Raw genomic sequence first — 13,951 nt, 5'->3', positions numbered from 1 at the left:
CTATGCGCTGGGATGAGCGAAAACAACGTCGTCGTGTTTTCGGCACAGGCTCAGGCGGCGGTTTGCTTTCGGTGGGACACCCACATCAACACCGGCAATGCGGTAAAAGACAGTGCTGCGCCCGCCAGGAAGGTGCCGAATGAACCATGGAGGTCCCACAGCAAGCCGGCGATGACATTGCCGACCAGCACCGCCAGACCTGTCATCAGATTGAAGATGCCGAAGGCCGTTCCCTTGAGATGTGGCGGCGCCGTTTCCGCAATCAGGGCTGCGAGCAGACCCTACGACAGGCCCATATGCAGCCCCCACAGAAGAATGCCAAACAGGAACAACGGAATGGAATTGGCAAAAGCAAGCGTCAGATAGGAGGCCACCAGCACGGCCACGCTCGCCGCGATAATCCCTGAGCGGCCGATCCTGTCCGAAAGCCGGCCGGCGGGATAGGCTGTCAGGCCGTAGACGGCATGCATGATGACCATGGTGATCGGTATCCATGCCGGCCGGAAGCCCGCCTCTTCGGATTTCAGCAACAGGAATGCTTCGCTGAAACGCGCGAAGGTCAGGAGCGACGCCGCGATGATGACGATCCAGACCGCCTGATTGAGTTTCGCAAAATCGGCGAGCCGGAATGGCTTTTCGGCTTTCGGTCTTGCGGGCGCATCCGGTTCCTTCACACCGGCGATGAGGATGAACACCGCAAGGAAAGCGGGAATGACCGCGACCCAGAAAATGGCGAGTACATTTTCGCTGAGCGCGAACATCAGCCCGATGGCCGCCAGCGGCCCAATGAAGCCGCCGACCGTATCGAGTGACTTTCTGAGCCCGAATGCGGCGCCACGAATTTCGGGCGGTGTCACATCGGCAATAAGGGCGTCGCGCGGCGTTCCGCGAATGCCCTTGCCGACCCGGTCCACGGCCTTGGCAGCGACGATCCAGCCAAGCGAGGTGGCGAAGGGAAAAGCGAGTTTCGAGATTGCGCCGAGACCGTATCCAAGCACGGCAAGCATTTTCCGCCGCCTCGTCCAGTCCGCTACAATCCCGGAAAACAGCTTGGTCGTGGTGGCGATGGCAACCGACATGCCCTCGATGAAGCCGACAGTGACCGCGGAAGCGCCGAGACCGGAAACGAGATAATAGGGCAGCAGCGTCTGCACCATTTCCGAAGAAATATCCATCAGAAGGCTAACGATGCCGAGCACCCAGACCGTCGCTGGAATGCGTGCCCGAACCGTTGCGGAAACAGGCGCAGAAGAAGTCGTCATGATGGCCCCCGATCGTCTCTGGAATAATCATGTCCTCCTGAAACAATCAACCGGGCGGATATCGTGCAACCGCGACAAACGGGGAAAATAAGCGCCATCAAATCTCTGTGGGGCTGAGGCAAATACCGCCGAAGCCCGATGAAAGGGCTGGCCATTTCATGCAAAAACTCTAAGCTCCAGCGCCGGACACGGATTGCCTAGAACCATCGGTTTTCAGTTCAAATCATTAGGGAGAAAACATCAGATGAGCCTGCGTATCAACGACATAGCACCCGACTTCACCGCCGAGACCACCCATGGTCCGGTGAGCTTCCACGACTGGATCGGCGACGGCTGGGCGGTCCTGTTTTCGCATCCGAAGAACTTCACGCCGGTCTGCACGACGGAACTCGGTGCGATGGGCGGCCTGCAGCCGGAGTTCGAAAAGCGTGGTGTCAAGATCATCGGTATTTCGGTCGATCCGGTCGAAAGCCATGAAAAATGGAAGAATGATATTCGCACCGCGACCGGTTTCAACGTCGACTATCCGCTGATCGGCGACAAGGACCTGAAGGTCGCCAAGCTATACGACATGCTGCCGGCCGGTGCTGGCGACAGCTCCGAAGGCCGCACGCCTGCCGACAACGCCACCGTGCGCTCCGTCTTCGTCATCGGTCCCGACAAGAAGATCAAGCTGGTCCTCACCTACCCCATGACCACCGGCCGCAATTTCGAAGAAATTCTTCGCGCGATCGATTCCATCCAGCTCACATCCAAACATCAGGTGGCGACCCCGGCCAACTGGAAGCAGGGCGAGGATGTCATCATCACCGCAGCCGTTTCCAACGAGGATGCGATCGCCCGTTTCGGTTCCTACGACACGGTTCTTCCGTATCTGCGCAAGACCAAACAGCCCGGCTGATTTGAAGCCTATGATGGGGCGGTGAAACATCATCGTCCCATCCGTCCTTAGGTACGATAGCACGCTCTAGCCGGCGTCCTGCCTGATAACGCGCAGCATTGGCCGGGCATCGAGTTCGGCGGGCGTGAAACGCGCAAGAAGGTCGAAAGATGTTATGGCTTCGCCGGCAGCGAAGCGTCGCCCGTTGACGACGAGATGCCCGAGGCCGAAGAGGGTAAGAAGCGCTTCCGTCGCATCTCCGGCCGGGGTTTCGAAAAGCAGATTCGTCTGGCCGAAATGTTCCAGACCCGTTGTCCAGGCCCTGATCTTTTCCCCCTCCTCCGTCACGAAGGTTCCGAAGGCCAGCATCGCCGCCATTTGCTGCGGTTGGTCCAGATGGCCGTTTGCATAATTCAGATAGTCATCGAGATTGGCGCGGCCGACGATCATGTCGAGATAATGCAATGCAACGGCCTGCATGGGAGCGACCTGATGAATGCCGAGCAGGGCCGAGGCGATCTCGTTATGGGCGATTTCAGGATCGTCCTCATCCGCCATGATGAGGAATCTGAACTCGCACTGATGCGTCGCGCGGCTGAAATCGTCATATGCCGCTTTGGCATCGACGCAAAAGGTCTTTGACCAGTCGACCCTGGCCTCTGCGACTGCCGGATATTGGGCCGGCGCAACCGGCGCAACCGGCGCCACTGCGACCGGCTCGGGAGTGCCGACAAAAACCCTCGTCGAACCGCGCAAGCCGTCAAATACGCCCTTTTCGCTCAGCCGCTCACATTCATATCCCTCCTCGCCCCACGCTTCTGTCAGCGCTGAATCAGAGATCGTGGGTTCGCTGTCGAAATAGAGTGTCGCCTTGAAAAATTGAGTGTCGCCATTTGCCATCGCAAATCCCGTCCATGGCATTTTCTGTGCGTTATGGCTTTATGATCCCGCCATGATAGTCAAGCCGGTACGTCTCGACATGGCCCCGGTAAATGCGCTCGATACCGGTGAAGGACCGGAATTCACCTTCATTCGTGTCGACATAGATCAGATTTTCCACCGGGTTGGTGAAGCCGCCAAGGAACCGGCCCTCACGATAGAGCGTGGAAAGCGACCGCTGAATGACCATGCCAGCCGTGGCGCCATCGATCATGTCGGGCCGGAGGATGCGGCCGTAATAACTCATTGCCCACACTGCCGTTCCCTCATGCCAGACGACCTCCTGGCCGATGAAATCGGTTCCCCCGAAATAACTGTCGATATAGTGCCAGTCGCCGCTCTGATAACCGAGATCGTGAGATCCCTTGCGCGTGGGCGTCGCCGATTTACTACCGCTGCCGACATAGGTGGCGGACTTGGCCTGCACGATGAACTCTTCCAGCATGGGAAACCTTTCGGGATAAGAACATAAAGTGAACATAGGCGATTTTTGGGGTGGTCGCAAGTGCGGTCCCTGCCCGGCATCGAACCCGCATTTCAGCAATGGCGGGCTTGGTAATCGCGGCGTTTGCGCTTAGAAGCTTGGCAGGAATTATCCGAAAAGAGTGTCCATGCCGCAAAACCCGCAAATCTATGTCGATGCCGATGCCTGCCCCGTGAAGCCGGAGATTCTGAAGGTGGCGGATCGGCATGGGCTGGAAGTGACCTTTGTTGCCAATTCCGGTCTGCGCCCGTCACGCGATCCCATGGTGAAAAACGTCATCGTATCCGCCGGTTTCGACGCGGCAGACGACTGGATCGCCGATCATGCCGGTGAGAACGATATCGTCATCACCGCCGATGTGCCGCTGGCCGGGCGCTGCGTCGCCAAGGGTGCGTTGGTGACCGGGCCGACGGGTCGCGTTTTTGACCAGTCTAATATCGGGATGGCGACGGCGATGCGCGATCTTGGCGCGCATCTGCGCGAAACCGGTGAAAGCAAGGGATATAATGCGGCTTTTTCACCGCGTGACCGCTCCGCTTTTCTGGAGACGCTTGACCGTTTCTGCCGCCGTGTCAAAAAATGACAGCGCCAACAGAAAGGTGCCGCCCATGACCCCGGCCAATATGAAAAGCAACAGCTATCGCCGCCATCAACCTTTCGTCATTGCTTTTTTGGTCGGTGCCGTGAGCCTTGGGCTGGCGCTGGTTTTTGCGCCACCGCTGGCGATCGAGGTCGCGGCCGTCCTGTTCTTCCTGACCTATCTCACCCTGATCGCCTTTCGCCTGTCGGGCCTGACGGCGCAGCATCTGAAGGCCCATGCCGATAGCGACGACCTGCCTGCGGTCGCCATCATCGCCGTCACGCTGCTTGCCGTTGCCGTCGCGGTGGTATCGCTGTTTCAGGCCCTCAACCATACCGGCGAAACAGTCTGGGCGCTGCTCATCGCCTTCGCCTCGGTGATCTTCGGCTGGCTGACCATCCACACCATGACCGCCCTGCATTACGCCCATCTTTACTGGCGGCCCGCCATGGTGGACGGCAAACGCCAGCATCGCGGCGGCATGGATTTTCCGGGCACGAAGGAACCCTGCGGTTACGACTTTCTCTATTTTGCCGTGGTGATCGGCATGACCGCACAGACGTCGGATGTGGGGATAACCACGACCGCCATGCGCAAGGTCACGCTGCTGCACTCCATCGTTTCTTTCTTCTTCAATACGGTTCTGGTGGCGGCGGCGGTCAATGCAGCCGTCTCGCTTGCGGGCTGAACCGGGAAATTTCACAAGGAATGGCTTCATGAACATTATTTCGCAAAATACGGCCTTTGGCGGCATGCAGGGCGTATTTTCGCACACATCGGAAACCCTGAAATCGGAGATGAGCTTTGCGGTTTATGTGCCGCCGAAGGCGATTCATGAGCCCTGCCCTGTCCTGTGGTATCTTTCCGGCCTCACCTGCACCCATGCCAATGTCATGGAAAAAGGCGAATATCGCCGCATGGCGTCCGAACTCGGGCTGATCGTCGTCTGCCCGGATACCAGCCCGCGCGGCAATGACGTGCCGGACGAATTGACCAACTGGCAGATGGGCAAAGGCGCCGGATTTTATCTCGATGCCACGGAGGAGCCCTGGTCCGAGCACTACCGGATGTACAGCTATGTAACGGAAGAACTGCCTGCCCTCATCGGCCAGCATTTCCGTGCGAATATGAGCCGCCAGGGCATTTTCGGCCATTCGATGGGCGGCCATGGCGCGATGACCATTGCGCTGAAGAACCCCGGGCGTTTCAAGAGCTGCTCAGCCTTTGCGCCGATCGTGGCTCCCTCTTCGGCCGACTGGTCCGAGCCGGCGCTGGAAAAATATCTCGGTGCGGATAAGGCCGCATGGCGTCAATACGACGCCTGTGCGCTGGTCGAGGACGGCGCGCGTTTTCCCGAGTTCCTGATCGATCAGGGCAAGGCCGATAGTTTTCTTGAAAAGGGCCTGCGCCCCTGGCTGTTCGAAGAAGCGGTCAAGGGCACGGATATCGGCCTGACGCTGCGCATGCATGAGCGCTACGACCACTCCTATTATTTCATTTCCACCTTCATGGATGACCATTTGAAGTGGCATGCGGAGCGGCTGGGATAAGGATGGAGAAGCAGGCTGGCGGCGCCCTGTAAGCGCCGCCGTTTCGGATTTAACCTGACATTACGGGATGCGGGCAATGACCTTGATCTCGAAATCGAAGCCGGCAAGCCAGTTGACGCCGACGGCCGTCCAGTTCGGGTAAGGCTTTTGGCTGAAAATCTCCTGCTTGACGGCCATGATCGTTCCGAACTGGTTTTCCGGATCCGTGTGGAACGTCGTTACATCCACAATATCATCGAAGGTGCAGCCCGCCGCTGCAAGCGTGGCCTTGAGGTTTTCAAAGGCCAGCCGGACCTGACGTTCAAAATCAGGTTCAGGCGTTCCATCGGCACGGCTGCCGACCTGGCCGGAAACGAAAAGAAGGTCACCGGATCGGATCGCTGCGGAATAGCCATGCTCCTCGTAAAGCGCATGCCTGTTGGCGGGGAAAATTGCTTCGCGTGCGGTCATTGTGCATCTCTCTTTTGGCTGAGTGGTCATGGACGCGAGAAGCGTTGCTCTTCTTAAAAGAAGGCTTCGGGCGCCAATTCACATACGTTACGTATGCCAGATAATTACATACGTGCCGCATGTCAATTAAATATACGCGACGTATGTGAATTCAAGAGCATCGAAGATGCGCCTGATTGAAGCTTGAGATATTTGTGAAGCTGAAGTGCGGACGAATAGAAGTCACGCCCTCGCCTTTTGTGTCCGGCCTATGGAAACAGCGCCGTTGCAAGCGTCGTCGGGCCGGGTCGGCTGAGCCTGAACTCGCGGATCACGCGTTCGGCGACGCCATAGGCAAGTTCCTGCTCTGTCGACTGATTGTCGAAGCTGACGACGGTGGCGGTGAATTTGGCCTCGGCGATCACCTCTCCCGTCGCAACGGCGGCGGCGCGGACGATGACCTTGGCTGACGCCCTTTCCCCGAATAGAAAGGGACCGCGCGTAACGGATGCGAGGCGAATGGTCAGTACCACGCGCGGCCGGGTTTCTCCACGCGCCGTGGTTTTGATCGCGTTCTGCACCTGCGCATGAATGGACTGCATCAGCGCCGGAGCGACATCCGGGCGTGCGGCGACGAATGCGCCGCGCACATCGTAAAGCAGCCGGTCGGTATTGGTCGCTTCCGGTTCCAGCCTGAAAGACATGAGCGTGAAACACGCCAGCACAAGAATGCCAAGGCGTTTCAGCGTGGTGATCATGATCAGCGGCTCCCCTAACGTGAGGTAACCGCATATTCGGCCATCAGGGTTAGAAAAGCGTTAAGAAGCGCTCTTCAGGGACTCCAGAACATTGAGTGCGGCGCGCATATCGACAAGCCTGACGGCGCGGCGCTCCAGGGCCTCCTCGTCCTCACCCCATTGCTCGGCCGTCCAATCCTCGTCCAGATGGGCAAGCGCCCAGGCTTCCTCCAGCGTCAGCTCCGCTTCCGCCAGTGCAAGGGCCAAAATGGCGGAGCCGGTCAGCGACGTCATGGTGTGAAGAGCGGCAAGCGCAATCGGCGTATCGTATTTCTTCAGCGTTACCGCAAAAGCCGCGATGGCTTCGCGCGGCTGGTCCTGATGCATCACGCCTTCAACGAGAATGAAGCGCGCTCCGAGCACATTGGCCGCCCAGTCCAGAACAGGATCCCAATGGTCCGTCTGCCGCGCGACCAGCGCTTGCGGATCACCCGCGCGATAGCAGAGGAGATCGGAAGAGGAAAAACGAAGTATGTCCTCAAAAACCGCCTGCGTGTCGTTGGCGACGCCATCAATGGCCGTGTTCACATGCCGAGAGACGGGCATGACCACCGGATTGACCACTTCTTTCTGGGCGTCCCATTCATCGCGAAGCAGTTCCGCCAGCGCACGCGTCGGGACAGCTAGCGACTTCTTGGCGGGGGTGCGTAGCGGCTTACCATCGAGAAGGATGGTGAAGCCGCCCTCTTCCGTCTCACCGACGGTGACATCCTTGTAAAACCGCTTCGGCAGAGGTTTCTGCATCTGGATCTGCGCGCGCAGGATCGGATCGGGATGGCTCAGGCCCTCCGAAAGGTCATTCAGGAGATCACGCATGGCACGTCCTCGTCAGTCGGATAAAAAGATTATTCAAGAATATCGGCCGGAACATAGGCCGGGATTTCGCGCGGGTGGCTGACGACCGCATCGGCGCCCGCCTTCCAGAGATCGTCGACAGAGGCATAACCCCAGGCGACGCCGATTGCTTTCGCGCCCGCAGCCTTGGCCATCTGCATGTCATAGATCGCATCGCCGATAACGACAGTGTCGGCCGGAACCATGCCGGTTTCATGGCAGCATTCCATCACCATGGCCGGATGCGGCTTGGAGGGGCAATCATCCGCCGTGCGCGACACGATGAAATGATCGGTAAAGCCATGCGTCTCGAGAATATGGGTAAGCCCGCGACGACCTTTGCCGGTGACGGCGCCGATCAGGACATCGTTGCGTTTCGCCAACTCGTCGATCAGCGCCGCAACGCCATCGAAAAGCGGCTCGATCATTCCCGGGCGGGCGCGGACCGGATGATAGATTTCCTTGTAGCGCTGCGTCATCGCCAGCGCCTCGTCATCCACATGCGGCTTGTCGAGCATGCGGGCGATGGCGATATCCAGCGTCAGGCCGATAATGGCCTTGGTCTGCGAGATATCCGGACGCGGTTTTCCGAAATCGGCGAATGTATCGGACATGACGGCATGGATGAGGCCGGCGCTATCCACCAGCGTGCCGTCGCAATCGAAAAGAACCAGTTTCATGGGCTGTCAGCCTTCCCTGTCGCCATCGGCCACGTCGAGGCCGAGCAGGTTCCAGGTCTGGACCATATGCGGCGGCAGGGGTGCGCTGACCCGAAGCCGGCCGCCATTCGGATGCGGAATGTCGATATGGCGCGCGTGGAGATGCAGGCGTTTCTGGATGCCGCCCGGAAAATCCCAGTTTGGATCATCGATGTAATATTTGGGATCGCCGATGATCGGGTGTCCCATATGCAGCGCATGGACGCGAAGCTGATGGGTGCGGCCGGTATAGGGTTCCATTTCCAGCCAGGCAAGGTTCTGCGCGGCGGTATCGATGACACGGTAATAGGAAATGGCGTGGTCAGCCCCCTCCTCGCCATGTTTGGCGATGCGCATGCGGTCGCCATCGGCCGTCTGTTCCTTGACGAGCCAGGTGGAAATCTTGTCCTGATGCTTGCGCGGCACGCCCTTGACCAGCGCCCAATAGGTCTTCTTGGTGTCGCGCTCGCGGAAGGCGGCGGTCAGTTTCTGGGCAGCACCGCGGGTGCGGGCGACGACCAGCACGCCAGACGTATCGCGGTCGAGGCGATGGACCAGACGCGGCTTTTCGCCCTTCTGGTTTGTCCATGCTTCGAGGAGCCCGTCAATATGACGGTTGACGCCGGAACCGCCCTGCACGGCAATGCCGGCCGGCTTGTTGAAAACAAAAACCTTGTCGTCCTCATGCAGCAGCATGCGGGCCAGAAGCTCGGTATCTTCCGAATGCTTGAGGTCCCTTGACCCGATCGGGCCGCTCTTGACCTTGAGGTCGGAATCGACCGGCGGTACGCGAACCATCTGCCCCGGCTGCACCCTCGCATCGGTTTTTACACGGCCGCCATCCACGCGCACCTGTCCGGAGCGCAGCAGCTTCTGCAATTGCCCGAAACCAAGGCCCGGATAGTGAATCTTGAACCAGCGATCGAGCCGCATACCGGCCTCGTCGGCCTCGACCTTGATATGCTCGATACCTGCCATGAAATTTCCAGTCTCTCTGTCTTGATCGCACGCCCATATCTCTGGCGCGCCGTTTGAACCAAGCCTTTAGAACAAACTGCGGCCCAAGGCCAGCCCGGCAAAAACCGCAGCGATGGAAACCACAAGACTTGCAATGACGTAAATAGCCGAAAGACCGAGCGCGCCGCGCTCAAAAAGCGCAACCGCATCGAGCGAGAAGGACGAAAAGGTGGTGAACCCGCCGAGCACGCCGGTAACGAGAAACAGGCGCATTTCCATCGAGGCGTTCAGCCGCCGCGCCACAAGCTCGACCAGTAAACCGATCAGGAAGGACCCAACCACGTTAACGGCCAATGTTCCCCAGGGAAAATTCGGACCAGCCAATCGCATGCTCCAGACACCGACCAGATAACGAAACACGGAACCGATTGCGCCGCCTGTGGCGACAAGGGCGATATTGATCATGGGGATTATGTCTCCGGAGGAAATTGCCGGACAATCTGTCCGAGGCATTTCTAGACCATGGCAATCCTGCGCGAAAGTCCACTACCCCGCGCTTTCGTCCATTAAAATACGATTAAATTGCAGGTCCGCGATTTAGCCTTCCAACAAGACGGCGGTGTTAGTCTCCTGTTTTTACGGGTCGGCGAAGATGGCCGGAGGTTGGATGACACAGGTTCTTTCCGTTTCAGCAAATACGGCCGCCTATGCACTGGAGGCGGTGAAGCCGTCGCCGCGCGTGCCGCGCAGGAGCGAGGTCGAAGAGGCCATTCATGAATTGGCGCGCAAGGCGGAAAACGGAGACGACTTCCAGCTCAGGGCCCTGATGACGGCTATCAAGCCGCCCGCACTTACCCTTTATTTCCTGACCAATGCCAGCCAGCGTCACGAACCGCAGACTACGCTCGATCAGGCCGTGGAGGCCTATGAGGAAAACAATCCCCCTTCTGATCATAAAAAATCACTTTAGATCAAATTGATATCTTTATATTCTAATTTTATGGTTCAGGTTTTTCCGATTTAAATTCGGCCTTCCCATTCAGGCTGATGTCAGGCTGATTTTCTAGATATCACCCACCGAATGCCGGAAAAATCACGGAGGCGATGGCCATCACGCCTTTTCCGTCACGGCGCTGAAAGCAAGGAAATAACCGAAAAAGCTTGCGGCTACCGGACATGTCACGCGTTCCGGTAGCCGTTTTTTCAGCCATCAATTGTGCTGGTGTTCGTCACCCTTGGCCGAGCCTGCGGAAAGCACGATTTCGACTTTGCCGGCTTTTTCGAAGATCAGCGTCACCGGCACCTTGTCACCTTCGGCAAAGGGCTTCTTCACGTTGAAGAACATCATGTGCAGGCCGCCCGGCTTCAATTCCACCGTCTGGCCGGCGGGAATGACGATGCCGTCATCCAGCTTGCGCATTTTCATGACGTCGTTGACCATGGCCATTTCATGAATTTCAGCGCGACCGGCGGCGGCGGATTCGACGCCGATCAGCTTGTCATCGCTATCACCGGCATTCTTGATCGTCACATAACCGCCGCCCACGGGCTGGCCCGGCAGCATGGCCTTGGTCGTGGCGCCGGAAACCTCAAGGCTGCCGGCCTTCACCACATCCATATCCATGGCCATGGCGGAATGGTCATGCCCACCGGCATGGGTCTTGGCAGTAACGCGGATGGCCGGGGCCGGGTTTTTCAGCGAATGCGGATCGACGCCTGCCGCTGCCACCTCGTCCCAGGAAACCTTGCCCTTGTCGCCGCAAAGCTGCGTGACCTTGAAGGGCAGGTCCTGCCCTGCCTCTATACCGGAGATTTTTCCCTGTATCGCAAAGGTGTCGTAGAACTCGTCCGGCAGGTTGCCGCCTTTCCAGAGAATCTCGACCGGGCCGCTTTTGATCTCCTGGCCGTGGTTCTTGTAGGCTTTCTGATAGTCGCCCTTGATGATTTCCAGCTCCCAGCCGGCCTTGGGCTGCGGCTTGGCGGAAATGAAACCTTCCGGCAGCTTGACCTGAACTTCGGTCGTGGCAAGGCCGCCTTCGCAGCCATGCGGCACCTGAAGAGCGGCGACAACGGTGCTTTCCTGTTCGGCCGAAGCGTCAACGAAGCTGGTATGGGCAAATGCCTGGACGCTCGAGACCGAAGCGGCAAACAGGGTGCAGGTGATGATCCTGGTGGTTTTCATTGTGTCTTGTCCTTGCGACTGCGCCCCACGGGCAGTGCAGCCATTGCGTGCCGCCAGCCGGCGGCGATGATCCTGTGAAACGAAGAGATCAGACGGACAGCAATGGCGGGCCGCGCGCAGCCTGTTTAAGGATCGTCAGGACCGAGCGGAAACTCCACTCCGCGGATAAACGATTGTCGAGCCAGGCGAATTCGGTCCTCAGCCAGCCGTCCGCATCGGGCACGGGCAGGAGAATGGACGAGGCCAGCAGGCAGGCCTCGCAAAACAGGATCGCATCGCTGGAATGGGTCGGACCGTCCTTGGCGTGCGAGGCATTCACCCCGCCGCCGTGGCCGAGGCAAATCTCTGCAAAGGTGCCATCCGGCAGCCGGTAACTCTCATCAAGCACGACTTGCGAGGCAGCGGCAAGTACGGGCTTGTGGGCAAAGCCGAGCGACAACATCAGGGTCGCGCAGAAAATGCGAAGCATTTTCTCCATCCCTGTCAGCCGTCGCTTTCGATTTGCGTCCATACTCTGGCGATACCTCTCTTTCTCACCGATTTCAAAGGGGAAATTTGCCGCAGCCCCAGGCTCTGAACCGGAACAATCGTCGGAGCGCGGCATTTTCCCTCCGATAAACTATTACGGAAGGAGTATCCGACATGCCGGCCAAATCGAAAGCCCAGCAGAAAGCGGCGGGCGCGGCGCTGGCCGCCAAACGCGGCGACATCAAGAAATCCAGTTTACAAGGTGCTTCAAAAAGCATGGAGAAGTCCATGACAGAAAAGGAACTTGATGAATTGGCATCGACAAAACGCAAGGGGTTGCCGGAGAAAAAATCCGACTGATATTGTCCGGCACTCAGGCTGTTGACTGCATCTTACGCCGACGATGGCGCAGATGGAGCAAGAATCTGTTCAGATGCGTCATTTGGTCCTTGCCAATAACGGGTCTTCGAAGATAATGAGCGTCGCATCATCGTTGGGAGAAACCGCTTCACTGCGGTGCCGAAGGAGCAACCGCCCCGGAAACTCTCAGGCAAAAGGACCAGCGGTGACGACGGAACTCTGGAGAGAAGCCACCTTTCATTAGGACGGCTCGCCGAAGGGATAACAATCTCAGGCGACAAGGACAGAGGGGGCTCTTGAACCCGGCGCGTTTTTAGCGTCATGACCTGAGCCCGCGCGATCTTTCGCGCAACCCTGGAGGCGTCCTTGGACGATACCGCCGAGCTTCAAATCACGCCGCTCAATTCCCTGCATCTATCGCTTGGCGCCCGCATGGTGCCTTTCGCCGGTTATGACATGCCGGTCCAATACCCGGCCGGCGTTCTGAAGGAACATCTTCAGACCCGCACCTCCGCCGGTCTGTTTGACGTGTCGCATATGGGTCAGGTGATCCTGAAGGCGAAGTCCGGCAGAAATGAAGATGCCGCACTCGCGCTGGAAAAGCTGGTGCCGGTGGATATTCTCGGCCTGAAGGAAGGTCGCCAGCGCTACGGTTTCTTCACCGACGAAAATGGCGGCATTCTCGATGACCTGATGATCACCAATCGCGGTGACCATCTGTTTGTCGTCGTCAATGCGGCCTGCAAGGATGCCGATGTCGCCCATATGAAGGCGCATCTTTCCGATGCCTGCGAGATAACGCTTCTCGATGACCGGGCGCTCATCGCGCTTCAGGGACCGCGCGCGGAGGCCGTTCTGGCTGAGCTCTGGGCCGGCGTTTCGGAAATGAAATTCATGGATGTGCAGGAAGTGCCGCTGCATGACGTGCCCTGCATCGTCTCCCGCTCCGGTTATTCCGGTGAAGACGGCTTTGAAATCTCCGTGCCGGCCGACAAGGCCGAAGAAATTGCCAAAGCCCTGCTCGAACATCCCGATTGCGATCCGATCGGACTTGGTGCGCGCGACAGCCTGCGTCTGGAAGCCGGCCTTTGTCTCTACGGCAACGATATCGATACGACGACCTCCCCCATCGAAGCCTCGCTCGAATGGGCGATCCAGAAGGCGCGCCGCGCTGGCGGCGACCGCGAGGGCGGTTTTCCCGGCGCAGAGCGCATTCTCGGCGAATTGAAAGACGGCACATCGCGCCGACGCGTTGGCCTGAAGCCGGAAGGCAAGGCGCCGGTGCGCGGCCATTCGAAGCTGTTTGCGGATGCCGAAGGCAAGACGGAAATCGGTGAAGTGACCTCGGGCGGTTTCGGTCCCTCGGTCGAAGGTCCCGTCGCCATGGGTTACGTGCCTGTTTCCCACGCTGCTCCCGGCACGGCTGTCTTTGCGGAAGTGCGTGGCAAATATCTGCCCGTCACCGTCGCCGCCCTGCCCTTCATCAAACCCACCTATAAACGATAATCTTCATCCCATCTCCGGAGAGAAT

The 13,951-nt window shown here is 58.6% G+C and carries 17 protein-coding genes, 1 pseudogene and 1 riboswitch; of the genes and pseudogenes, 7 read left to right on the top strand and 11 right to left on the bottom strand.

All coding sequences use genetic code 11. The annotated features are described in order from the left end of the window. Positions 1 to 50: 50 nt before the first annotated feature. Positions 51 to 1,262, bottom strand: a pseudogene (locus AGR13A_RS06895) (MFS transporter). Between the two features lie 244 nt (positions 1,263 to 1,506). Between AGR13A_RS06895 and AGR13A_RS06890 the strand changes: the two are divergent. Next, on the top strand, positions 1,507 to 2,163 hold the full coding sequence (locus AGR13A_RS06890; protein ID WP_035217366.1) for a peroxiredoxin: 657 nt from the start codon (positions 1,507 to 1,509) through the stop codon (positions 2,161 to 2,163). A gap of 66 nt (positions 2,164 to 2,229) precedes the next feature. Here the strand turns inward: AGR13A_RS06890 and AGR13A_RS06885 are convergent, their stop codons facing one another. Then, the gene (locus tag AGR13A_RS06885; protein WP_080834361.1) at positions 2,230 to 3,042 is read right to left on the bottom strand and encodes a hypothetical protein; all 813 of its coding nucleotides are present in this window, start codon (positions 3,040 to 3,042) and stop codon (positions 2,230 to 2,232) included. Between the two features lie 31 nt (positions 3,043 to 3,073). Further along, the gene (locus tag AGR13A_RS06880; protein WP_080834358.1) at positions 3,074 to 3,526 is read right to left on the bottom strand and encodes a DUF5680 domain-containing protein; all 453 of its coding nucleotides are present in this window, start codon (positions 3,524 to 3,526) and stop codon (positions 3,074 to 3,076) included. Between the two features lie 166 nt (positions 3,527 to 3,692). On the opposite strand from AGR13A_RS06880, the gene AGR13A_RS06875 reads away from it, so the two are divergent. From AGR13A_RS06875 to fghA, 3 genes are read left to right on the top strand one after another with little or no spacing between them, the layout of a single operon-like run. Then, positions 3,693 to 4,148: a YaiI/YqxD family protein gene (locus AGR13A_RS06875; RefSeq protein ID WP_080834356.1), complete on the top strand. Its 456-nt coding sequence runs from the start codon at positions 3,693 to 3,695 to the stop codon at positions 4,146 to 4,148. 25 nt (positions 4,149 to 4,173) lie between these two features. Then, entirely contained in the window at positions 4,174 to 4,833 is a 660-nt protein-coding gene (locus AGR13A_RS06870) for a DUF1345 domain-containing protein (protein WP_080834354.1), read from the top strand. Positions 4,834 to 4,861: 28 nt separating this feature from the next. Beyond that, positions 4,862 to 5,695: an S-formylglutathione hydrolase gene (gene fghA, locus AGR13A_RS06865; protein ID WP_080834352.1), complete on the top strand. Its 834-nt coding sequence runs from the start codon at positions 4,862 to 4,864 to the stop codon at positions 5,693 to 5,695. 60 nt (positions 5,696 to 5,755) lie between these two features. Here fghA and AGR13A_RS06860 read toward each other — a convergent pair whose 3' ends face one another. From AGR13A_RS06860 to crcB, 6 genes are all read right to left on the bottom strand, one after another. Further along, a complete protein-coding gene (locus AGR13A_RS06860; RefSeq protein WP_035217376.1) occupies positions 5,756 to 6,145 on the bottom strand; it encodes a RidA family protein in 390 nt (129 codons plus the stop codon). A 248-nt stretch (positions 6,146 to 6,393) separates the two neighbouring features. After that, the gene (locus AGR13A_RS06855; RefSeq protein ID WP_080834349.1) at positions 6,394 to 6,882 is read right to left on the bottom strand and encodes a hypothetical protein; all 489 of its coding nucleotides are present in this window, start codon (positions 6,880 to 6,882) and stop codon (positions 6,394 to 6,396) included. A 60-nt stretch (positions 6,883 to 6,942) separates the two neighbouring features. Continuing rightward, a complete protein-coding gene (locus AGR13A_RS06850) occupies positions 6,943 to 7,737 on the bottom strand; it encodes an ATP12 family chaperone protein (RefSeq protein ID WP_035217389.1) in 795 nt (264 codons plus the stop codon). 29 nt (positions 7,738 to 7,766) lie between these two features. Beyond that, the gene (locus AGR13A_RS06845; RefSeq protein ID WP_080834346.1) at positions 7,767 to 8,435 is read right to left on the bottom strand and encodes an HAD family hydrolase; all 669 of its coding nucleotides are present in this window, start codon (positions 8,433 to 8,435) and stop codon (positions 7,767 to 7,769) included. Between the two features lie 6 nt (positions 8,436 to 8,441). Continuing rightward, the gene (locus tag AGR13A_RS06840) at positions 8,442 to 9,431 is read right to left on the bottom strand and encodes an RluA family pseudouridine synthase (RefSeq protein ID WP_035217394.1); all 990 of its coding nucleotides are present in this window, start codon (positions 9,429 to 9,431) and stop codon (positions 8,442 to 8,444) included. A gap of 66 nt (positions 9,432 to 9,497) precedes the next feature. After that, complete coding sequence (crcB, locus tag AGR13A_RS06835) at positions 9,498 to 9,875, bottom strand: fluoride efflux transporter CrcB (RefSeq protein WP_080834344.1); 378 nt, start codon at positions 9,873 to 9,875, stop codon at positions 9,498 to 9,500. A 202-nt stretch (positions 9,876 to 10,077) separates the two neighbouring features. Here crcB and AGR13A_RS06830 point away from each other — a divergent pair, with 202 nt between their 5' ends. Further along, a complete protein-coding gene (locus tag AGR13A_RS06830) occupies positions 10,078 to 10,380 on the top strand; it encodes a hypothetical protein (protein WP_080834342.1) in 303 nt (100 codons plus the stop codon). A gap of 240 nt (positions 10,381 to 10,620) precedes the next feature. Here the strand turns inward: AGR13A_RS06830 and AGR13A_RS06825 are convergent, their stop codons facing one another. Next, positions 10,621 to 11,592 carry a copper chaperone PCu(A)C gene (locus AGR13A_RS06825; RefSeq protein WP_080834340.1) on the bottom strand — a complete coding sequence of 324 codons (972 nt, stop codon included), beginning with the start codon at positions 11,590 to 11,592 and terminating at the stop codon, positions 10,621 to 10,623. 88 nt (positions 11,593 to 11,680) lie between these two features. Continuing rightward, positions 11,681 to 12,061, bottom strand: a complete 381-nt coding sequence (locus AGR13A_RS06820; RefSeq protein WP_080834339.1) for a hypothetical protein — start codon at positions 12,059 to 12,061, stop codon at positions 11,681 to 11,683. Positions 12,062 to 12,234: 173 nt separating this feature from the next. Between AGR13A_RS06820 and AGR13A_RS06815 the strand changes: the two genes are divergently transcribed. Together AGR13A_RS06815 and gcvT are read left to right on the top strand one after the other, a co-directional pair. Continuing rightward, positions 12,235 to 12,420 carry a DUF3008 family protein gene (locus tag AGR13A_RS06815; RefSeq protein ID WP_035217408.1) on the top strand — a complete coding sequence of 62 codons (186 nt, stop codon included), beginning with the start codon at positions 12,235 to 12,237 and terminating at the stop codon, positions 12,418 to 12,420. A 124-nt stretch (positions 12,421 to 12,544) separates the two neighbouring features. Continuing rightward, a riboswitch (glycine riboswitch) is annotated at positions 12,545 to 12,632 on the top strand. A gap of 154 nt (positions 12,633 to 12,786) precedes the next feature. Beyond that, positions 12,787 to 13,926 (top strand): glycine cleavage system aminomethyltransferase GcvT, encoded by a 1,140-nt coding sequence (gcvT, locus tag AGR13A_RS06810; protein WP_080834337.1) that lies wholly within the window; start codon positions 12,787 to 12,789, stop codon positions 13,924 to 13,926. Positions 13,927 to 13,951 lie beyond the last annotated feature (25 nt).

Source organism: Agrobacterium genomosp. 13 str. CFBP 6927, from assembly GCA_900012615.1.
Taxonomy (GTDB): Bacteria; Pseudomonadota; Alphaproteobacteria; order Rhizobiales; family Rhizobiaceae; genus Agrobacterium.
Note: the sequence above shows the minus strand (reverse complement) of the source record. Positions and strands in the feature narration are given on the sequence as shown.